Consider the following 19,812-nt stretch of genomic DNA (forward strand, 5'->3'; position numbering starts at 1 on the left):
GCGCGCCACGCCGACGGCGCGACTCTGCGTAACCAATTCTGCGGAGATCGGCTGCGCTGGGTAATCCTGGCAACCCCCCAGCACGGGGTGGTGCTAGCCCTACCTCATCCCGCCCACCGCGGCCCGGAGCCGGGCCAGGTCCCGCCGGCGCCGCTCGTAGGTGGCGGCGAGAGCGATCAGCGCCAGGCCGCCCAGGCCCAGGAAGATCCAGCGGGGCAGCAGGTCCCAGCCCCGGGCCAGCTCGTGCAGCGCCAGCGGGACGAGGGTCGCCGCGCCCAGCAGGACCGGCGCCTGCCAGCGCCGGACCGCCCCGCCGAGCACCGCGCCGAGCGCCACCAGGCCGAGGGCCAGCCGGCGGGCCGGCTGCGCGTCCGGCGCGGCCAGCACCGACACCAGGCTGGGCAGCAGCCCCGCGCCGAGCCCCGGGCCGAGCGCCAGCCAGCTGTTCAGCCCCGGCCGGGACCGCAGCGCCAGCAGGCCCGCGCCCAGGGCGAGCGCCGCCGCCGGCAGGGTGTACGCCTCCAGCACCGCCACCCCGCCGGCGGCCAGCAGCAGCCAGCCGCCGAGCAGCTCGCTGCCCCCGGCGACCGCCGCGAGGCCCCACCGCCGGGCCGGCGTCTCGCCCCGGCGCAGCACCCGGACGGCCACCACCACGCCCCACAGCACGCAGACCGCCGCCGCGTGCCGCAGCGCGCCGCCGGTGAGCAGCAGCGCCAGCAGGGCCACCGCCTGCGCCGCCGCCTCCAGCGCCACGGCGCCGTCCACCTGCCGGGCCGGCCCGGACGAGCCGGCGGTCCGGGCGCGCAGCGCCGGCACCGCGTGCAGGGTCACGGCCGCGACGGCCAGCACCGCGAACCCGGCGGTACGCAGCGGCAGCCCGCCGGCCAGCGCCGCGGTGACCGCGAAGCCGGTGGCCGTCACCACGGCGCTCAGCCAGCCGGCGAGCCGGACCTCGGCCGGGCGTCCGACCGCCCCCACCACGGCCGCCGCGACGACCAGCACCCCCAGCCCGGTCAGGGTTCCGGCCCGGGTGGCGAGGAGGCCGCCCAGCCCGGGGGCGGTGAGGGCGAACCCCAGGGGCAGCAGGACCAGCGGCGCCACCGGGCGCGGCCCGGCCAGCGCGGCCAGCAGCAGCGCGGCCACCCCGGTCCCGAAGACCAGCGCGGGCACCACCGGCCAGGGCGCGCCGGCCGCCGCCAGCAGCACCGGCAGGGCCACCCCGCCGAACGGCAGCCCGGCCAGCGCGGGCAGCCAGCGGTCGCCGCTCCGACTCCGGCTCGGCGCGTCCGGCGCCGCGCCGGGACCGGGCGCCATCCGGGCGTACGCCGCCGCGACGGCACCGAGCAGCAGCAGCACCAGCCCGGCGCGCCCCGCCGCCGGCACGGGCTCCACGGCGGGCACCCCGGACCACGGCCGGACGGGCAGGTCCAGCAGCACCGCCAGGGCGACCGGGGCGGCGGCGAGCAGCGCCAGGGCGGCCAGCACGGCGCCGACCGCCCGCGGGGCGGGATCGGGCCGGACCCCACCGCCGGCGGCCAGCGCCAGCAGCGCACCGGCGGCCGCGTAGAGCGCCACGGGCTCCCCGCCCGCCACGACCAGCGGCCCGAGACCGACCACCGCGAGCGCCACGGCGAGGCCGGTCGAGGCGTACCCGTGCAGGTCGGGCCAGTGGCGACGGACGGCGAGGACGGCGACCACCGGCACCGCGACGGCCGCGGTCGCGCCCCGGAGCTGCCACCAGGGCGGCGCGCCGAGGCCGAAGAGCGCGACGGCCACCCCCGCCGGTTCGGCGAGCAGCGCCACGGCCAACGCCACCCCGGCGACGACCGGCTGCGCGCCGGCGCCCCGGCGGCCCCGGACCGCCACGACCGGGCCGAGCACGGCCAGGACGGCGAGCACGGCGCCCGCGCCGGCCGGCGCGGCGCAGCCGACCAGCAGGGCGTGCCCGAGCAGGACGGCCGCGGTCAGCGCGGTGACCACCACGGTCGGGTACCGCCGGCGCGGCCGGGCGACCAGTGCCAGGAGCAGCGCGGTGGCCGCCGCCAGATCGGCGACCAGCACCAGCGGCCACGGGGTGGCGGCCACGGCCGGCGCGGCCAGCACGGCCAGCGCGCCACCGACCACCCCGACCAGCGGCCGGGCCACCCGGGGCGCCAGCAGGGCGACGGCCCCGGCGGTGCAGAGCACGGCCACCGGGAGCTGCCACCCCCAGGACGGGACCGCGGTGGCGCGCCCACCCTGCCAGGCGGGGAAGGCGGCGGCCGCGGTGGCGGCGGCGACGAGTCCGGTGAGGACGGTGGCGACCTGGCCCAGGCCGGCGGCCACCAGGAAGGCGCCCAGTCGCGGGCCGGTCCGCGGCCCGGCCGGCAGGGCCCGGACCGCGCCGGCCAGCGCGAGCACCACGAGGCCCGCCGCCAGCAGCAGCAGGCCGGGGCGCAGCGCGGCGACCGGCCGGATCAGCGCGGCGGCCAGCACGGGCACCAGCAGACCCGCGGTGACCGCACGGTAGGTCCGGCCGCCTGCCGCCACGGCCCCGGCGGCCAGGGCGAGCGCCACCACCAGCAGCGGACCGCCGGCCAGCAGCGGCGTCCCGGCCGCCCGCCCGAGGGCCAGCGGCACCAGCGCGCACCCGGCCGCCAGGGCCAGGGCGACCCCGTGCGCGGCCCACCCGAGGACCCACCCGGCCAGCAGCGCGGACGGCACACCGGGCCGGACCGGAACGAGCGGCGGTGCGGCGGCCGGCCCCCCGCCGGCCGCCGCTCCCCCGATCCCCGCCCCCGGGTCGGGCTGGACCGGCCCCCCACCGGCCAGCCCGACCCCGGCCCCCGCGCCGGCCACCGGACCGGCGCCAGCACCCGACGGACCGGCCAGCCCGACGCCGGCCCCCGCGCCGGCCACCGGACCGGCGCCAGCACCCGACGGACCGGCCAGCCCGACCCCGCCCCCCGCGGGGCCGGCCAGCCCGAACCGGCGGCGCAGGGCGACCACCACCACGAGGTCGCCCAGCGCCAGCGCGGTCAGGACCAGCGCCCAGCCGGCGGCGGACGGCCGGGCGGCCGCCGCGGCCAGGGGCAGCACCGGCTGAGCGGTCAGCAGCGCCGCGAACCAGGGCACGGTCAACCGGCTCAGGCGGGCGTAGCCGGCCGCCACCGCCGCGCCGGTCCCCCCGACCAGCGCGGCGTACCGGCTCCCCGGCCAGCCGGCCACCCCGAACAGGTCCACCGACCAGGCGGCGTACCCGTCGAGGAGCACCAGGAGCAGGCCCACCGCCGCGAAGGTCTCGGCGGTGCCGCGCAGCCCACGCGCCCGGGCCACCAACGGGGCGGCGAGGGCGAGGGCGGTGAAGGCCAGCAGGATCAGCGCCCGCCCGGCGACCCCGAACGCGGCCCAGGCGACCGCGGTGAAGACCACCGCGGCGGTGCCGAGCAGCAGTCCACCGAGGACGAAGAGCAGGCTCTGCACGGCCCGGGTCGAGGTCTCCGCACCGCCGGGGCGGGCCGGGACGGCGGCCGGCAGCGGGCGCGGCGCCGGCGCGACCGGGGCCGAGACCGGGCGCGGCGCCGGGATCTCCAGCCGGATCCGGGCGGCCAGGTCGGCCCGCCGCTGCCGGGCCGTGGACAGCCGGCCGGCCAGCTCCTGGTACGCGACGAGCGCCGCCTCGACCCGCGGTGCGAGCCCGGCGATCTCGCGGTCCAGCCGGACCACCTCGGCGGCCAGCGGGTACGGCGGACGGCCGCAACCGGGACAGCCGGACGCGAGGTCGGCGGCGGCGCCGCAGCCGGGGCAGGGGTAGCCGGTGTTCTCCACCCCGCCAGCATCCTGATTGGAGGAGCGGGCGGACAGAGTAGGCGTACCTAGGGACGGGTGTGGTCGTGCACCCAGGCCGCGTAGTCGGGGTTGCCGCTCTCCACCCGGGTCACCAGGATCTCCGGCACCTCGTACGGGTGGCTGGTGCGGAGCTGGTCGACCAGCGCGTCCACCCGGTCCGGCGCGGTCTTGAACTGGACCGACCACTCGGCGGTCATCTGGATCGCCGACTGCCACCAGTAGGTGCTGTCCACCTGCCCGCCGACCTGGGCGCACGCCGCCAGCCGGCCGGCGACGGCCGCGGCCGCCAGCACGTCCGCGACGGAGCGGGCGTCCACCACCGTCGTCACCACGCAGATCTGCTCCACCAGCGCACCCTACGTGGCGTTCCGGCCGGTCCGCTGCACACGCACCGAACCGGTGTCAGCCGGCGGCTGCCCCGTCCCGGTTGGCGGCGATCCACCGGTCGATGCGGGCCCACCAGTCGAACAGCCAGTCGATGCGCTCCTGCTTGCCGACCGGCACCTCCTCGGGCGGCACCGACCAGAACCGCATCACGATCCGCTTGTCCATCGGCAGCTCGCGCCACACGTCGGCGACGGTGACCATCTGGTCCAGCCCGGTGTGTGCCACGAAGATCACCCCGGCGTCCGGGGCGGCGTCGAGGGCGGCGAGCAGCCCGCCCGGCTGCGGGGCGAGGACGTGCCGCATCCGCTCGGCGCGCAGCGCCATCCGCTCCAGGCCGAGGGTGCGCAGCCGGGCGATGGCGCGCAGGCGGCGCTTCGGGGTGAAGTTGCCGCCCTCCGGGAAGATCACGAATGCGTCGTCGTCGTCCAGGCCGGTGGCGAGGTGGCCGATCTGCCGGATCGCCGAGTCCCGCCCGTCGGGCCCGGGCGCGATGAACCGGTTGGGCAGCCGGTTGAGCAGGACGTCGATCGCCGGGTCCCACTGGAGGGTTTCCTTGAGCACGATCCGGGGCTCCCGGTGGAACCAGTTGACCAGGGCGTGGATGAGGATGAACGAGTCGCCCGGCCCGGCGTGCCGGCAGAGCACCAGCTCGGGCCGGCCGGGCAGGGCGGTGTCCGGGTCGGTGCCGACCACGTCGATGCGCAGCCGCAGGGTCCAGCGGGCCTGCCAGAACAGCACCCGCAGGAAGTGGCCGGCGAGCAGGTAGTGGGCCCGCTGGAAGGCCGGCGACCGCTTGCGCGCGCCGAAGCCCGACGCCAGCCAGAGCACGAAGAGGGCGAGCAGCGCGGCCGCGTCCCAGATCAGGTAGACGGTGCCGATCCAGAGCAGCCGCAGCGGGCGCAGCCGCCCCGGCACCAGCGGCGACGCGGCCAGGGCCAGCAGCGCCCAGGCGGGCAGGGTGGTGACCACGGTGACGGCGAGCAGCACCACGCCGGGCGCGAGCAGCAGCCGGCGTACCCACCGGGGCGGCAGCGGCATCAGCGTTCCAGCGCGGTGTCCAGGTAGCGGCGGGAGGCCGTGTACGCCCGGCTGATCCGCCGCCCCACCGCCGCGATGTCCCGGTACGCCCAGGGGCTGTCGTCGCGCGGCTCGAGGCCGCCGGTCGGCAGCACGTGCACCTCCACCCCCTCGGGCAGCGCCGCCATCTCCCGGGCGAACCGGTGCCGGCGGGCGATCTCGAACGCCACCTGGGCGATCTCCCAGGGCCGGCGGGGCGGGCTCAGCTCGCGCTCGATCCGGCCCACCTGGAGGACGAAGATCTGGGTCGCGCCGGCCGCGACGGCCTCGCCGACCGGGATCGAGTTGACCACCCCGCCGTCGATGTAGTGCTGGCCGTCGATCTGGGTCGGCGGCAGCAGCCCGGGCACCGAGGCGGAGGCGAGCACCGCCGGCACCAGCGGTCCGCTGTGGAACCAGTGCTCGGCGGCGCGCTCGATGTTGGCGGCGCAGCAGCGGAACGGCACCTTCAGGTCGGCGAAGGTGGTCTCCTCGCCGAGTTCGCTCTCCAGCAGCCGGCGCAGCGGCCGGGGCGAGTGCAGGTGGGTCCGCGCGGCGAAGCGGCGCAGCTGCCGGGCGACCGAGTCGCCGTAGACCTCGCTCGCCTCGGGCGAGGCCCAGAGCCGGACCAGCCGGTCGGTGACCGCCTCGCTGGGGTCGGCGGCGACCAGGGCGCCGTTGACCGCGCCGATCGAGGTGCCGAGCACCATGTCGGGCCGGATCCGGGCGCGGAACAGGGCCCGGAGCATGCCCACCTCGACGGCGCCCAGCACTCCCCCGCCGCCGAGCACGAACGCCACCGGACCGCCTGCCATGCCGTTCATCCTGGCACGCGCCGCACAGTCCGCCCCGCCCAGCCGGTCGGAGCCGGCGACCTCGTCACCGCACGCGACCGGCGCGACGCGCGACGCGACCGGAGAACGGACACCCGTTGACAGGCCGGACACATTCCCGCAACCTGATAGCGCTCCCAAGCCCAGGCAGGTGCGATGTGAAGGCGACACTGCACGCCGGCCGGCTGCTGGCCCGCAGGTACCGGCTCATCGACCAGATCGGGGCCGGCGGCATGTCGGTGATCTGGCGGGCCCGCGACGAGGTGCTGGACCGGGTCGTGGCGGTGAAGGTGCTCGCCCCCTCGCTCGCCGCCGACGCCCGGTTCCGGGACATGGTGCGCGAGGAGGCCCGCTCCGCCGCCCAGCTCGTCCACCCGCACGTCACCGCCGTGCACGACTACGGCGAGACGGTGGCGCCGGACGGCTCGATCACGTCGTTCGTGGTGATGGAGCTGCTCAGCGGCGAGGAGCTGGAACACCGGCTCACCGAGGGGCCGCTGCCCTGGCCGGCGGCGGTGGAGACGGGCGCGCAGGTGGCCGAGGCGGTGGCCGCCGCGCACCGGCTGGGCATCGTGCACCGGGACATCACCCCGTCGAACGTGATGATGACGCGGGTCGGCGCGAAGGTGCTCGACTTCGGCATCGCCACCCGGGTCGGCGCGCCCGACGAGGACGAGGACGGCGGGACGTTCGGCACCCCGGCGTACGTGGCGCCGGAGCGGCTGGACGGGGCATCGGCGCAGCCCGCCACCGACGTCTACTCGCTGGGCGTGCTGCTGTTCGAGACGCTGACCGGGCAGCCGCCCTACCCGGCGGACACCTGGGAGCAGCTCAGCGCCGCGCTGGCCCTGGACGCCGCGCCCACGCTGGACGGCGTACCGGGGCTGCCCGCGCCGGTCGCGGAGATCTGCCTGCGCTGCCTGGCCCGCGACCCGCGCCGGCGGCCCACCGCGCACCAGGTGGCGGCCGTGCTGCGCGACCAGCTGCTGCCCGCCGACCCGCAGGCCGCCACCATGCTGGCTCCTACCGTGACCCTGCCGGCGCTGCCCGCCCCGGCGCGACCGCCGGCCGGGCCGGCGGAGCCCGCGCCCGTTGCCGCCGGGATGTCCCGGCGCCGCCGGGCGCTGCCCCTGGTGGCGGCCGGCGTGGTGGTGGTCGCCGGCGCCGCGCTGCTGGTGCCCGCCCTGCTGCCGGACGGGCAGGCCCCGCCGTCGCGGTCGTCGCCGACCGCCGGGCCCGTGGTGGTGCCGTCCACCGCGGCGCCGGGCAGCGACGCGCCGGCCACCACGGTCCCGCCCGGCCCGACCCGCCGGCCGCCGGCGACCGGCGCGCCGAGCCCGCCCGCCGGCGGCGACCTGGTCGAGGCGGCACACCGGGTGGAGGGGCTCATCGAGGCCGGGCTGGCGGACGGCCAGATCCGCGACGACGTGGGCGTGGACCTGCGTAACCTGCTGCGCAACGCCACCGCCACGACTGGCGACGGCGCGCTGACCGGCGCCGTGGACCGGCTCCGCGGCAAGATCGCCGATCGGCGGCGGGAGGGCAGCATCAGCCCCGAGTACGCCCGCCAGCTCGACGCCGCCGCCGCGGAACTGGCGACGGTACGCACCTGAGGAGTCAACCGGCGGGGACCGGCGCGGCCTCACGTCGCCCGGTGCACGCGGCCCGGTCGGCCAGGAAGCCCCGGTAGACCGCCTCGTAGCCGGCGGCCATCCGCTCGACCGAGAAGTGCTGCGCCACGTGCATGATGCAGTCGGCCGGGTCGAGCCTGGACACGTCGCGCAGCGCGGCCGGCAGTTCCTCCGGGCGGTCGCGGACGAACCCGGTCACCCCCTCCCGGACCAGCTCCGGCACGGCGCCCCGGCGCAGCGCCACCACCGGCGTACCGGTCGCCATCGCCTCCACCATCACCATGCCGAACGGCTCCGCCCACTGGATCGGCATGATCAGGCAGCGGGCGTCGTAAAGGAGCCGCTGAGTGGCCTCCCGGTCGGCGTTGAGCACCACGGTGACGTCCTCGCCCAGCAGCGGCTCGACCACCTGCTCGAAGTAGCGGCGCTCGGCCGGCTCGTTGCACTTGCCGGCCAGGGTGAGCGGCAGGCCGGCCGCCCGGCAGGCGCGGATCGCCACGTCGGGGCCCTTGTCCGGGCTGAACCGGGCCAGCCAGAGCACCGGGCCGCGGCCGGGGCCCCGCTTGCGCGGCACCTCCCGCAGCGCCATGGCGTTGTGCACCGTGCCCACCCAGGGCAGGTCCGGATTGGCGTGGCGCTGGGCGTGCGAGATCGCCACCAGGCCCACCCCCTCGTCGGTGTTGCTCAGCACGGTGCCGTACTCGCCCACCGGGTTGCCGTGCACCGTGGCCACGGTGGGCACCCGGCGGCGGCCGGCGAGCAGCGGGCCGATGGTGCTGTGGTCGTGCACCAGGTCGAAGTCGGCCGGATCGACCAGCCGGTTGACGTGGGCCAGGTGGGCCAGCTCGGGCAGCGACTCGCCGAGCCGGTGGAACTGGAGGTCCGCGCAGGTGGAGACGAAGTCACCGGCGGTGCCGTGCTCCCGGCCGGCGCCGAACAGGGTCACCGCGTGTCCACGGTCCACCAGGGCGTCGACCAGCCCGGCCACGAGGTGTTCCAGGCCGCCGTAGCCGGGCGGCGGCACGGACAGCCAGGGCGGCACCACCATGGCGATCCGCAGGTGCCTGGCCCGGGCACGCTCCGACGGCGGCTGGTTCACGGCCACGAGTCCTCCCCGATGGGTCCCCCGGCGTAGGTGACCGGCGGGCGGTTTCCCGACGCTTCGAGCGGTAAACGGCGGCTCAGCCGGCCACCACGATCCGGTCGTGCACCTCGCGCACGCCCGGCGTGGCCCAGGCCGCCCGTTCCGCCTCCTCCCGCTGCCACCAGGAGCGGACCACCCCGTCGAGCACCACGGTGTCCCCGCTGACTTGCACGTCGATGCGTTCGGTGCCGGTCCGCCGGAACAGCACGCGTTGCAGGTCGCGGCGGTTCTGCTCGTCGCTGGGCGGGGTCGGCGGGCGCACCTCGACGAGGTTGGTCACCCCGCGTACGCCCCGCAGCCGGCGCAGCTCCCGCTCGGCGGTGCGGCGCTGGAAGCCGTACTCGACCTGGCCGCGGAGCATGACCCAGCCGTCGGCGACCGTCAGGTCCAGCCGCTCGGCGGGGACGAAGCTGTCCCACTCCAGGGCCCGGCTGGCCGCGATCGCGATGTCGGCGTCGGTGCGCTCGTCGGCGACCGAGAGCCGTACCTCCAGGTCACCGGCGACCGCGCGGACCCCGCGGACCCGGTGCGCGCAGCGCTCCGCGGCCCAGCGCCGGGCGTAGCTGTCCACCTGGCCGGTCAGCGTGACCACGCCGTCGGCGACGGTCACCCCGATCTCGGTCGGCCGGGTCTGCGCGTCCCAGTCGAGCTCGGCGAGCACGTCCCGCTGGATGTCCTGGTCGGTTCGGACGGCGGAGGTGGTCGTCATGCCCCGAGGGTGCCGCCGGACGGGGTGAGCCCGGCTCACCCGGACCGGGTGAGGGGCGGAAAAGGGGCGGCGGGTGACGGAACCAACCCCCTTGGCTCCGTCACCCGCCGCCCGTGGAGGAGGCAGGTCTGGTGTTAGGACGTCTCGGCGAGCGTCACGGTTGCGGTCTCGGCCGAACCGTTCCGCTTGAACTGGACCTCGACCCGGTCACCGACCTTGCCGGCCTGCACGGCGCCGACGAGGTCGTTGGAGTCGTTGATGACCGTGTCGCCGAACTTGGTGATCACGTCGCCCCGCTGGAGCCCGGCCTTCTCGGCGGCGCTGCCCGCGACCACGTCGGAGACCAGCGCGCCGCCGTCCTCCGCGCCGGTCACGCTGACCCCGAGGGACGGGTGGCTGACCTTCTCGCCGCGCTGGAGCTTCTCGGCGACGTCCTTGGCCTTGTTGCTCGGGATGGCGAAGCCGACGCCGATGTTGCCGTTGCTGCCCTGCCCGGCGGTGGCGATGGCGGTGTTGATGCCGATCACCTCGCCACGGGTGTTGACCAGCGCGCCGCCGGAGTTGCCCGGGTTGATCGGGGCGTCGGTCTGGAGCAGGCCGGAGATCGAGCTGGCGCCCTGCTGCGGGGCCTGCTGCTGCTGGCCGCCCTCGCCGGCCTGGATGGTGCGGTCGCGGGCGCTCAGGATGCCGGCGGTGACCGAGCCCTGCAGGCCGAGCGGGCTGCCCAGGGCGAGCACCTGGTCGCCGACCTGCATGGCGTCGCTGTCGCCGAACTTGGCCGCCTTGAGGTTGCTCACCCCGCTGGCCTTGACCACGCCCAGGTCGGTCTTCGGGTCGGTGCCGACGATCTTCGCCTGGGCGGTCTTGCCGTCGGCGAAGACGACCTTCACCGTGTCGCCGCTGGCGGAGGCGACCACGTGGTTGTTGGTCAGCACGTACCCGTCGGCGCTGAGGATCACCCCGGAGCCCTCACCGCTGTCCGTCATGATCGTGACGATGCTGTCCTGGACGGCGGCCGCGATCTTCGGCAGGTCGGCGCTGTTGAGCACGGGAGCGGCCGTGTAGGTGCGGGTCACCGTCCCGTCGCCGTCGAGGGCGAGGGCCAGGGCACCGCCGGCCACGCCGGAGCCGAGCATCAGCGCCAGCGCGAGCGCCCCGGCGCCGATGAACTTCCCGGCCCGGCTGGGCCGCGCCGGCTGCTGCGGACCCCACGGCGGGACCGGCTGTCCGGCCTGGTGCTGCGGGTATGACTGCTGCCCGGCCTGGTGCTGTCCGGCCTGGTGCTGCGGGTACGGCTGGTGCTGCTGGTACGGCGGGACCGGCCCGGCGGACTGCGACGGGTAGCCGGCGCCGCCCTGGTGCGCCCAGCCACCCTGCTGCTGTCCCCCGTACCAGAGGTGCGGCTGCTGCGGCTGCCCGGACACCGGGTACGGCGTGGTCGCCGGCGGCGCGTACGGGTTGGCGGGCGTGGTGGCCTCGGTGTGTCCGGCGGGGGCGGTGGTTCCGGCGGCCGGGGAGTCGGCCGGAACCGGCGCGGCGGCCGGGGTGACGGTGGGGTCCGACTGCCCGCTCTCGGCGCGGGGCAGCTCGGCGGTCGGGTGCGACGGCTCGGCGTCGGCGGGGGCCGGCGACCGCTGCGGATCGGTCTCGTGGTCGGTCATGACTCCACCTTCTCCCCTGGCACTGCGATCAGCCTGGAACCCGCCTGAATGTTTTCTGAAAGTCACTCGCCGGGCTCGGGCGCCTCGGGCAGCAGCGGCAGTTTCACCCGGAAGGTGGCCCCGCCGCCCGGCGTCTCGGCCACCTCGACGGTGCCGTGGTGCGCGGCCACCAGCGCGGCGACGATGGCCAGCCCCAGCCCGGTGCTGGTCGGCCCGCCCGCCCGCCGGGTACGCGCCGCGTCCACCCGGTAGAACCGCTCGAACACCCGCTCGGCCTGTTCCGGCGTGAGGCCGGGACCGGTGTCCGCCACCTCGACCACGGCCAGGTTGCCCGGCTCCGACCGCAGCCGCAGAGTCACCGCGGCGTCCGGCGGGGTGTGGGTGAGCGCGTTGGTCATGAGGTTGCCGATCACCTGGCGCAGCCGGGCGTCGTCGCCGAGCACCACGAGCGGGCCGGCGCCCGGCTCGATCTCCAGCGTGATGCCCCGGTCCGGCTCCACCGCCCGCGCCGCCTGGACCGCGTCGGAGGCGAGCACCGGCAGCTCGACCGGGGCCAGCGCGATCGGCCGTTCCCGGTCCATCCGGGCCAGCAGCAGCAGGTCCTCGACCAGCAGCCCCATCCGGGACGCCTCGTCCTCGATCCGGCGCAGCAGCCCGGCGGTCTGCTCCGGCTCCCGGGCCGCACCCTGCCGGTACAGCTCGGCGAAGCCCCGGATGGTGGTCAGCGGGGTGCGCAGCTCGTGCGAGGCGTCCGCGATGAACTGCCGCATCCGCTCTTCGGAGCGGCGCGCCCGCGCCTCGGACGCCTGCGCCCCGGCGGCGGCGTCCCGGGCGCTCACCTCGGCGCTGCGCGCCGCCGCCTCGGAGGCGGCCCGCGCCGTGAACGCCGCCTCGATCTGGGCGAGCATGGCGTTCAGCGCCCGGGAGAGCCGGCCCAGCTCCGAGGTCGGGCAGGCCCGGCCGTCCTCGGGGTCGGGCACCCGCCGGGTCAGGTCACCGCCGGCGATGGCCGCCGCGGTCCGCTCGATCTCCACGAGAGGCTTGAGACTGGTACGCACGATGCCCGCCCCGACCGAGGCCAGGATGATCAGCACCGCCCCGCCCACCAGCAGATCGATCCAGACGAGCTGCCCGACGGACTGGTCGACGGCGGTGAGGTGCTGCCCGAAGGCGATGACGCGGCCGTCGGGCAGGTCGGTGTAGAGCATCCGCCACCGGGTCCGGCCGTCCAGCGAACGGACCGTGAACGGATCACCCACCTGCTCCCGGTAGCCGGCGAAGTCGGCGGGGAACGGTGGCAGCTCCTCGTCGCGGAGGCCGGTGTAGCGGGTGGGTGCTTCCACCGGCTGACCGGGTGCCGCCTGGGCGGCCACGTAGTCCGAAGGAATGTTGATCTTGACCGGACTGCCGCCGGCCTGGTCCAACGATCGGGCCACGTTCATGGCGCCGCCGCGGAGCTGCTCGTCCACCTGTCCGAGCAGGTAGTCGCGCAGCAGGAACGCGGTGAGCCCGCTGATCACCAGCAGGGCCACGGCCACCAGGGCGAGAACCGAGGCGACCAGCTTCACCCGCAGCGGGACGCTGCGCAGCCAGCCCTTCGCGTCGTCGACGGCGTTCACGCCGCCGGCTTGCGCAGCACGTACCCGACCCCGCGCAGGGTGTGGATCAGCCGGGGCTGGGTGTTGTCGACCTTGCGCCGCAGGTAGGAGATGTAGGACTCGACGATGTTGTCGTCGCCGCGGAAGTCGTAGTTCCAGACGTGGTCGAGGATCTGCGCCTTGGAGAGCACCCGGTTGGCGTTGAGCATCAGGTAGCGCAGCAGCTTGAACTCGGTGGGCGAGAGCTGCACCCGCTGCCCGGCCCGGTGGACCTCGTGGGTCTCCTCGTCCAGCTCCAGGTCGGCGAAGGTGAGCCGGGAGGGCGCGTGCTCGCCGGTGGCGGTGCGCCGCAGCACGGCCCGGATCCGGGCGGTCAGCTCCTCCAGGCTGAACGGCTTGGTGACGTAGTCGTCGCCGCCCAGCGTCAGCCCGCGGATCTTGTCGTCGGTGGCGTCCCGGGCGGTCAGGAAGACCACCGGGGTGCGCGTGCCGCCCTCGCGGAGCATCCGGATGACCTCGAAGCCGTCCAGGTCGGGCAGCATCACGTCGAGCACGACCAGGTCAGGCCGGTGGTCCTTGGCGGCGTTGATCGCCGCGCTGCCGCTGGTCGCGGTGGCGACGTCGAAGCCGGCGAAGCGCAGGCTCGCGGAGAGCAGTTCGAGGATGTTGGGATCGTCCTCGACGACGAGCAGTCGCGCCTCGGTCTGGGTAGCCACCATGGCACCCATCATCCGCGCCCCGGCTGCGCCCGCGCTGGGTGGATCCTGGAAACAACCTGTGAGCCGCCGCGGGTGTCTCCCCCCGTGCGAGACACCCACGAGACGCGCCTAGCGGAGCAGCCGGCGGAGCCCATCCAGGGCCCCGTCGAGCAGGCGGATGGCCGTGCGGAGCTGGGTGTCGGTGAGCCGGCCGGCCCGCACCAGCGCGCCGACCTCGACGGTGAACGCGGCCAGCCGCTGGTCGAACTCGGCCAGCAGGGGCGACTCGGCGGTCCGGCCCGGGCCGCCGTTGCTCGGCGGGCGGGTGGTCGGCGGCCGGGGCGCCCAGCGGGCCTGCCGGGTCTGCCGGGCCGCCTCGCGCAGCTCCCGCTTGAGGTCGCGCACCGAGCCGCGTACCTCGGTGCGGATCTCGCCGGCCAGCGCGGAGAGGTCCTCCACGGAGGCCGTGATGTCGGATTCCAGGGTGGCCAGCTCGCCGGCGCGCTGCCGCAGCTCGGCCCGGCCCGCCTCGGTGATCTCGTAGACCTTGCGGCCACCGGCGGCGGTGTGGCTCACCAGCCCCTCCACCTCCAGGCGTTGCAGCCGGGGATAGATGGTGCCGGCGCTGGGCGCGTAGAGGCCGAGGAAGCGGTCCTCCAGCAGGCGGATCAGCTCGTACCCGTGCTTCGGGCCGTCGTCGAGCAGCTTGAGCAGGTAGAGCCGGAGCCGCCCGTGACTGAACACGGCGGTCACGGCAGCTCCTCCCCCTCGTCGGCGTCCTCGACGGGACGGGCGAGCAGCGCGATGCTGCCGGACGTCGCGGACACCCAGAGCTTACCGGCGCCCCCGCCGAGCACCCCGTGGCTGTCCTTCACCGCGCCGAACCCGTGCTGGCCGCCGCAGATCTGCGGGAAGCCGCTGGTGATCCGGCCGGAGGTGGTGTGCAGGTGCACGGCGAGGTCGCTGTCCTCGCGGACCCGGACCGTGATGCTGCCGGAGATGGCGCTGAGCCGGATCTCGCTGCCCCGCGGGTTGTCCAGGTCGCAGGTGATCGATCCGGAGACGGCGTGGGCGCGCACCCGCTCGGGCGCGCTGTCGGCGAGGATCAGCTCGCCGGAGACCGTCTCCAGGGTGAGGTCGCCGCCGACGCCGAGGGCCTCCACCGGGCCGGAGGTGACCTTCGCGGAGGTGCGACCGCGCAGCCCCATGAGGGTGACCTGGCCGGAGGTGACGTCGACCCGGGTGTCCCGGCGGAGGCCCGAGGCGACCAGCGAGCCGTCCACCAGCTGCAGGTCGGCCAGCACGTGGCCGGGGACGGCGATGGACACCTCGGCCCGGAACCGGCGACCGAGCTGGCCGAGCCACCAGAGGACCCCGGGCCAGCGGGGCATCCGCTCGTGGCCGACGGTGAGCCGGCCGTCGCGCAGCTCGACGCGGACCGGTTGCCGGCTGAGCCGGGTGACGTCGACCCGGGCCGGTCCGTCGGCGGCGACCACGTTGAGCCGGCCGCTGACGAGTCGGACGTCCAGCCGGGTGACCGGCTCGTCCAGGGTGAGCCGTTGCGGGCTGTCGACCATCCAGGTGGTCATGGCGTCCTCCCCTCGGTGACACGCCGGTCGGCGGCGCGTCGAGTGACGGGAGGAAGCATAACGCGATACATCGCGACTGAACAAGACTGTCGCGACTGTGTCGCGTACGCGTCAGGCCACCAGGTCCAGCCCCGCCTCCGCCCCGACCGGGACCGGCGCCACCGGCCGGACCACCCGCACACCGGTCGCCGGACGCCGGGCGGGCGCGCGGAGCGGGGTCAGGTGGATCGCCGACTCGGCCGCCCGGGCCAGCACCCGCCGGTCCGCCCCGTCGGCCGGGTGCAGCGCCGCGGCCACCGTCACCGCCACGCTCAGGTCCCGCGCGCCCAGCACCCGGCGGACCGATTCCCAGAGCGTCTCCTCGCCGAGGAAGGCCGGCAGGGTGCTCGCGTCGCCCGCGTACCGGTAGGCGAGCCGGAGCGGGACCACCGGCGCGCCGGCGGCCACCGCGGCCTGGAACACCGCGGGCCGGAAGCCCCGGCCGGGCCGGCAGCCGGCCGCCGCGCCGCACCAGGTCGTGCCCTCCGGGAACACCGCCACGGAGTGGCCGGCCCGCAGCGCGCCGACCACCCGGCCGACGGTGGCCGGCAGGTCGCGCGGACGGGACCGGTCGACGAAGACCGTGCCGGCCGCGGCGGCCAGCGGGCCCAGCACCGGCCAGTCGCGGACCTCCCGCTTCGCCAGCATCCGGGCCGGGGCGACCGCGAGCACCGCGAGGATGTCCAGCCAGGAGACGTGGTTGGCGACCAGCAGCGCCGGCGGGCGGGGCAGCCGGCCCCGGACCGCCAGCCGCACGCCGAGGGCGCGCAGCGTGCCCCGGGCCCAGCCACGCAGCACGGCCCGCCGGTCGCGGGCCGGCAGCAGCGGCAGCAGCACGGCCAGGCCGGCCCCGGCCAACAGCATCCCGAGTACGCCGACCAGCCGTCCCACCCGGCGCGACAGCGGCACGTCCGGCACGGTGGCCGGCGGCAGGCAGCCCGGCCCGCAGCCCGACGCGGGGCGCCAGAGCCCGTCGCCGCTCACGACGCCGCCCCGCCCAGGAAGTGCCTCAGGTAGCGCGGGTTCATCCGGTCCAGGGAGAACAGCACGTAGAAGTCGGCGCAGGCGAAGTCCGGGTCGTACGCCGGCTCCCCGCACACCCAGGCGCCGAGCCGCAGGTAACCGCGGAGCAGCGGCGGGACGAGCGCGCGGCGCTCGGCGCCCTCGGGTGACCGGCCGGGGTCGAGGGCGGCCGGCTCGGCGAACCAGGGGCGGCGGGGCGTCACGCGCAGCGGCGGCGGCGCCAGGTGCCGGGCGGCGACCTGGGACCAGACCTCGGCGGCGGCGGTCCCGCCGTCGGCCACCGGTACCGAGGCGCAGCCGCCCAGCCAGCGGGAGCCGCGCAGGTGCAGGTAGCGGGTGATCCCGGCCCACATCAGGTTGATCACGGCGCCGGAGCGGTGGTCCGGGTGCACGCAGGACCGGCCCGCCTCGACCAGGCCGTCGCGGAGCGGGGCCAGGGGGGTCAGGTCGAACTCGCCGTCGGCGTACCGGCGGTCGGTGCGTCCGGGCGGCAGCAACCGGTAGGTGCCGACCACCTCGTCGGTGCCCTCGCGCAGCACGACCAGGTGGTCGCAGTGCGCGTCGAACTCGTCGGTGTCGAGCCCGGCGGCCCCCGGGTGCAGGGTGGCGCCGAGCTCGCTGGCGAACACCTCGTGACGCAGGCGTTGCGCGGCCGCGACCAGGGTCGGGTCGTCGGCGATCAGCAGGGTGTATCCGCTGGTCGTGAGGGGTGCGCCAGCGGCGTGCAGAACGGCCATGGGTATCTGTGTAAGGTGCCCGGGTGCCGGCCCCGGGGATGAGGGGTGTCGATCCGGTGAACGCCGGCCGGCGCTCCGGCACACCCCCCTCACCTGCGGCGAGCCGGCACCGGCGTGCGAGGCTGCCCGGGCGGGACCGGCGCCGAGGCCGCCCGCCGGACCCCCGGGAGGTGTCACGTGATCATCGAGTCCCGTTTCCAGGGACCGGACGGCTCGGGCAACGGCGGCTGGAGCGCCGGGATCTTCGCGGGCGCGGTGGACGACCGGGGCCCGGTGGAGGTCACCCTGCGCCGGCCGCCGCCGCTGGAGACCCCGCTGACCGTGGTCGACGGCGAGGTCCGCGACCCGGACGGCCAGGTGATCGCCCAGGTACGCCGGGTCGAGCCGGTCGACGCCGTGGTCCCGCCGGTGGACCGGCCGACGGCCGAGGCGGCCGCCAAGGCGTACCCGGGTCTGGTGGACCACCCCTTCCCCGGCTGCTACGTCTGCGGGCCGGCGAACCCGGCGGGGCTGCGGATCTTCCCGGGCCGGCTGCCGGACGGGCGGACCGCCGCGCCGTTCCGGGCCCCGGCCGAGGTGGTGCCCGCGACCGTGTGGGCGGCGCTGGACTGTCCCGGCGGCTGGGCGGTGATCGCGCCCGGCCGCCCGTACGTCCTGGGCCGGATCGCCGCGCAGGTCACCGCGCTGCCGCGCCCCGGCGACGAGTGCGTGGTGACCGGGGCGATGGTCGGCGGCGCGGGACGCAAGGCCGAGGTGCACTCCAGCCTCTACGGCCCGGACGGCGCGCTGCTCGGGCAGGCGCGGGCCACCTGGATCGCGCTGCCGCCGGCCTGACCTCTCCTACCTGCGGATGATCCGCTCCTGCCCCCGGGGGAGGAGGGCGTACGCATCCCGCCTGATTGACCCCCTTGCGCCAGGTTGGAAGGCTGTGCAACGGCGCCCCGCAACGGCGCCCCCCACCGGCGTGCGTCGAGCCCGCCGGGGTAGGAGAGGAGAACGATGTCCGACGGGCAGCCAAGCCCCAGCGCCGGGACCGGCCAGATCGTGGTGTCCGGGCTGACGAAGCAATACAAGAACGTCCGGGCGGTGGACAACCTGTCCTTCACCGTCCAGCCGGGCCGGGTCACCGGCTTCCTCGGCCCGAACGGCGCCGGTAAGACGACCACGCTGCGCATGCTGCTCAACCTGGTCACGCCGAACGCGGGCGAGGCCACCATCGGCGGCCACCGGTACGCCGACCTGGCCGACCCGCTGCGTACGGTGGGGGCGGTGCTGGAGGCGTCCAGCGCGCACAAGGGCCGCACCGGGATCAACCACCTGCGGGTGATCTGCGCGGCGGCGGGCCTGCCCCGCCAGCGGGCCGACGAGGCGCTCGCCCTGGTCGGGCTGACCCCGGCCGCGAAGCGCAAGTTCAAGGGCTACTCGCTGGGCATGAAGCAGCGGCTCGGTATCGCCGCCGCGATGCTCGGTGACCCGCGGGTGCTGATCCTCGACGAGCCGGCCAACGGCCTGGACCCGGAGGGGATCCGCTGGATGCGCGGCTTCCTCAAGGGGCTGGCCAGCGAGGGGCGCACGGTGCTGGTCTCCAGCCACCTGCTCTCCGAGATGCAGCTGCTCGCCGACGACGTGGTGATCATCGCGGCCGGCAAGCTGGTCCGGCAGGGGCCGGTCGAGCAGGTGATGGCGTCGATGACGCACGGCTCACGGATCCGGGTGCGGACCCCACAGGCCGAGGAGCTGACGGCGGCGCTGCGCGAGCAGTCGGCCACGGTGGACGCCGACGGGCACGGCGCGCTGCTGGTGAGCGGGGTGGACGCGCCGACGGTCGGCCGGGTGGCGCTGGCCGCCAAGGTGGAGCTGCACGAGCTGACCACCGAACGTCCCGACCTCGAAGGGGTCTTCCTGGAGCTGACGGCCGGAAAGGCGGAGATCCGATGAATCTGGTCCGGTCCGAGCTCCTCAAGATCCGTTCCACCAACACCTGGTGGATCTTCGCGCTGATCACGGTGCCGCTGTGGGCGCTCGCGCTGCTCTTCAACTGGTTGCAGACCGACGCCCTCACCAGCGGCAACGTGGGCGACGTGCCGGCCGACCAGGCCGACACGTTGCAGGCGGCCGGTGCCGCGGACAACCTGGCGGCCAACCTCTACACCAACGGGCAGTTCTTCGGGCTGCTCATCGTGATGCTGCTGGGCATCGTGGTGGTGACCAGCGAGTTCTTCCACCAGACGGTGACCACCACGTTCCTCACGGCGCCCCACCGCACCGCGGTGATGCTGGCCAAGCTGGCCGCGGCCGGCGTGCTGGCGCTGTTCTTCTGGATCGCCACCACGGTGCTCAACCTGATCTTCGCGCCGCTGATCCTGAACGCGGTGGACGTCGGCTCGCAGCTCGGCAGCGGGGCGATCTGGCGCGCGATCGCGCTCAACGGGCTGGCCTACCTGCTCTGGTCGGTGCTCGGCGTCGGGCTCGGCGTGCTGATCCGCAGCCAGATCGGCGCCACGGTGACCGGGATCCTGCTCTACCTGGGCGGCACCATCGGCGCCGCCATCGCCATCAGCCTGCTGGCCCAGCGCTTCGGTGACTGGATCAACAAGCTCCAGCTGCTGGTGCCGTCGCTGGCGTCCGGCCTGATGGTGGGCGGCGACACGGACATCCCGGGCAACCCGCCCCAGTGGGCCGGCGCCGCGGTGCTGATCGGTTACGCCGTGCTGACCGGCGTGATCGGCGTGCTGACCATCCGGCGGCGCGACATCTCCTGAGTCGGCTGCCCCGGACGGCCCCGGCCGGTGACCCACCGTCACCGGCCGGGGCCGTCCTGCCTAGCAGGAGTGGACGGGACACGCAGCGTTTGCCGAACTTCTGGCACTTTCTGTGAA

The 19,812-nt window shown here is 76.0% G+C and carries 17 protein-coding genes; 4 read left to right on the forward strand and 13 right to left on the reverse strand.

Translation table 11 applies throughout. From position 1 onward, the window contains the following. Window positions 1–99: 99 nt before the first annotated feature. Genes ABZ452_RS02770 through ABZ452_RS02785 form a run of 4 tightly spaced genes read right to left on the reverse strand, consistent with a single transcriptional unit; the run spans window position 100 to window position 6,086 of the window. Entirely contained in the window at window positions 100–3,807 is a 3,708-nt protein-coding gene (locus ABZ452_RS02770; protein WP_357938268.1) for a hypothetical protein, read from the reverse strand. A gap of 47 nt (window positions 3,808–3,854) precedes the next feature. Continuing rightward, the gene (gene cutA / locus ABZ452_RS02775) at window positions 3,855–4,175 is read right to left on the reverse strand and encodes a divalent-cation tolerance protein CutA (protein WP_357938270.1); all 321 of its coding nucleotides are present in this window, start codon (window positions 4,173–4,175) and stop codon (window positions 3,855–3,857) included. 55 nt (window positions 4,176–4,230) lie between these two features. Further along, window positions 4,231–5,253, reverse strand: a complete 1,023-nt coding sequence (locus ABZ452_RS02780; protein ID WP_357938272.1) for a 1-acyl-sn-glycerol-3-phosphate acyltransferase — start codon at window positions 5,251–5,253, stop codon at window positions 4,231–4,233. Continuing rightward, window positions 5,253–6,086 (reverse strand): patatin-like phospholipase family protein, encoded by an 834-nt coding sequence (locus ABZ452_RS02785; RefSeq protein ID WP_357938274.1) that lies wholly within the window; start codon window positions 6,084–6,086, stop codon window positions 5,253–5,255. Before ABZ452_RS02785 ends, ABZ452_RS02780 begins: the two co-directional genes overlap by 1 nt. Window positions 6,087–6,262: 176 nt before the next feature. On the opposite strand from ABZ452_RS02785, the gene ABZ452_RS02790 reads away from it, so the two are divergent. Next, window positions 6,263–7,717 (forward strand): protein kinase, encoded by a 1,455-nt coding sequence (locus tag ABZ452_RS02790; RefSeq protein WP_357938276.1) that lies wholly within the window; start codon window positions 6,263–6,265, stop codon window positions 7,715–7,717. A gap of 4 nt (window positions 7,718–7,721) precedes the next feature. Here ABZ452_RS02790 and ABZ452_RS02795 read toward each other — a convergent pair whose 3' ends face one another. The 9 genes from ABZ452_RS02795 to ABZ452_RS02835 form a co-directional block, all read right to left on the reverse strand. Next, a complete protein-coding gene (locus ABZ452_RS02795; protein ID WP_357938278.1) occupies window positions 7,722–8,840 on the reverse strand; it encodes a glycosyltransferase family 4 protein in 1,119 nt (372 codons plus the stop codon). A gap of 76 nt (window positions 8,841–8,916) precedes the next feature. Next, window positions 8,917–9,588: a BON domain-containing protein gene (locus ABZ452_RS02800; protein ID WP_357938280.1), complete on the reverse strand. Its 672-nt coding sequence runs from the start codon at window positions 9,586–9,588 to the stop codon at window positions 8,917–8,919. A 134-nt stretch (window positions 9,589–9,722) separates the two neighbouring features. Then, the gene (locus tag ABZ452_RS02805; RefSeq protein ID WP_357938282.1) at window positions 9,723–11,249 is read right to left on the reverse strand and encodes a trypsin-like peptidase domain-containing protein; all 1,527 of its coding nucleotides are present in this window, start codon (window positions 11,247–11,249) and stop codon (window positions 9,723–9,725) included. A gap of 62 nt (window positions 11,250–11,311) precedes the next feature. After that, window positions 11,312–12,868 carry an ATP-binding protein gene (locus ABZ452_RS02810; RefSeq protein ID WP_357938284.1) on the reverse strand — a complete coding sequence of 519 codons (1,557 nt, stop codon included), beginning with the start codon at window positions 12,866–12,868 and terminating at the stop codon, window positions 11,312–11,314. Beyond that, window positions 12,865–13,566, reverse strand: a complete 702-nt coding sequence (locus ABZ452_RS02815; RefSeq protein WP_151463625.1) for a response regulator transcription factor — start codon at window positions 13,564–13,566, stop codon at window positions 12,865–12,867. The genes ABZ452_RS02810 and ABZ452_RS02815 overlap by 4 nt, the downstream gene beginning before the upstream one ends. 108 nt (window positions 13,567–13,674) lie before the next feature. After that, complete coding sequence (locus ABZ452_RS02820; protein ID WP_357938286.1) at window positions 13,675–14,298, reverse strand: PadR family transcriptional regulator; 624 nt, start codon at window positions 14,296–14,298, stop codon at window positions 13,675–13,677. Next, complete coding sequence (locus ABZ452_RS02825) at window positions 14,295–15,134, reverse strand: DUF4097 family beta strand repeat-containing protein (RefSeq protein ID WP_357938288.1); 840 nt, start codon at window positions 15,132–15,134, stop codon at window positions 14,295–14,297. Before ABZ452_RS02825 ends, ABZ452_RS02820 begins: the two co-directional genes overlap by 4 nt. Window positions 15,135–15,245: 111 nt before the next feature. Further along, window positions 15,246–16,157 carry a lysophospholipid acyltransferase family protein gene (locus ABZ452_RS02830; protein ID WP_357938290.1) on the reverse strand — a complete coding sequence of 304 codons (912 nt, stop codon included), beginning with the start codon at window positions 16,155–16,157 and terminating at the stop codon, window positions 15,246–15,248. Further along, window positions 16,154–16,933 carry a GNAT family N-acyltransferase gene (locus tag ABZ452_RS02835; protein ID WP_357938292.1) on the reverse strand — a complete coding sequence of 260 codons (780 nt, stop codon included), beginning with the start codon at window positions 16,931–16,933 and terminating at the stop codon, window positions 16,154–16,156. The genes ABZ452_RS02830 and ABZ452_RS02835 overlap by 4 nt, the downstream gene beginning before the upstream one ends. Before the next feature lie 177 nt (window positions 16,934–17,110). Here ABZ452_RS02835 and ABZ452_RS02840 point away from each other — a divergent pair, with 177 nt between their 5' ends. The 3 genes from ABZ452_RS02840 (at window position 17,111) to ABZ452_RS02850 (ending at window position 19,695) form a co-directional block, all read left to right on the forward strand. Beyond that, entirely contained in the window at window positions 17,111–17,767 is a 657-nt protein-coding gene (locus ABZ452_RS02840) for a hypothetical protein (protein WP_357938294.1), read from the forward strand. A gap of 165 nt (window positions 17,768–17,932) precedes the next feature. After that, window positions 17,933–18,871 (forward strand): ATP-binding cassette domain-containing protein, encoded by a 939-nt coding sequence (locus ABZ452_RS02845; protein ID WP_357938296.1) that lies wholly within the window; start codon window positions 17,933–17,935, stop codon window positions 18,869–18,871. Next, entirely contained in the window at window positions 18,868–19,695 is an 828-nt protein-coding gene (locus tag ABZ452_RS02850) for an ABC transporter permease (RefSeq protein ID WP_357938298.1), read from the forward strand. Before ABZ452_RS02845 ends, ABZ452_RS02850 begins: the two co-directional genes overlap by 4 nt. The last annotated feature ends 117 nt before the right edge of the window (window positions 19,696–19,812 follow it).

The sequence above is a fragment of the Micromonospora sp. NPDC005707 genome (assembly GCF_040631005.1).
GTDB lineage: Bacteria > Actinomycetota > Actinomycetes > Mycobacteriales > Micromonosporaceae > Micromonospora.

What these genes read in the sequence shown, in the direction of transcription:
- ABZ452_RS02780 (WP_357938272.1), bottom strand. Translation starts at nt 5,253, where the DNA reads ATGCCGCTGCCGCCCCGGTGGGTACGCCGGCTGCTGCTCGCGCCCGGC.
- ABZ452_RS02785 (WP_357938274.1), bottom strand. Translation starts at nt 6,086, where the DNA reads ATGGCAGGCGGTCCGGTGGCGTTCGTGCTCGGCGGCGGGGGAGTGCTG.
- ABZ452_RS02800 (WP_357938280.1), bottom strand. Translation starts at nt 9,588, where the DNA reads ATGACGACCACCTCCGCCGTCCGAACCGACCAGGACATCCAGCGGGAC.
- ABZ452_RS02805 (WP_357938282.1), bottom strand. Translation starts at nt 11,249, where the DNA reads ATGACCGACCACGAGACCGATCCGCAGCGGTCGCCGGCCCCCGCCGAC.
- ABZ452_RS02815 (WP_151463625.1), bottom strand. Translation starts at nt 13,566, where the DNA reads ATGGTGGCTACCCAGACCGAGGCGCGACTGCTCGTCGTCGAGGACGAT.
- ABZ452_RS02825 (WP_357938288.1), bottom strand. Translation starts at nt 15,134, where the DNA reads ATGACCACCTGGATGGTCGACAGCCCGCAACGGCTCACCCTGGACGAG.
- ABZ452_RS02835 (WP_357938292.1), bottom strand. Translation starts at nt 16,933, where the DNA reads ATGGCCGTTCTGCACGCCGCTGGCGCACCCCTCACGACCAGCGGATAC.
- ABZ452_RS02845 (WP_357938296.1), top strand. Translation starts at nt 17,933, where the DNA reads ATGTCCGACGGGCAGCCAAGCCCCAGCGCCGGGACCGGCCAGATCGTG.
- ABZ452_RS02850 (WP_357938298.1), top strand. Translation starts at nt 18,868, where the DNA reads ATGAATCTGGTCCGGTCCGAGCTCCTCAAGATCCGTTCCACCAACACC.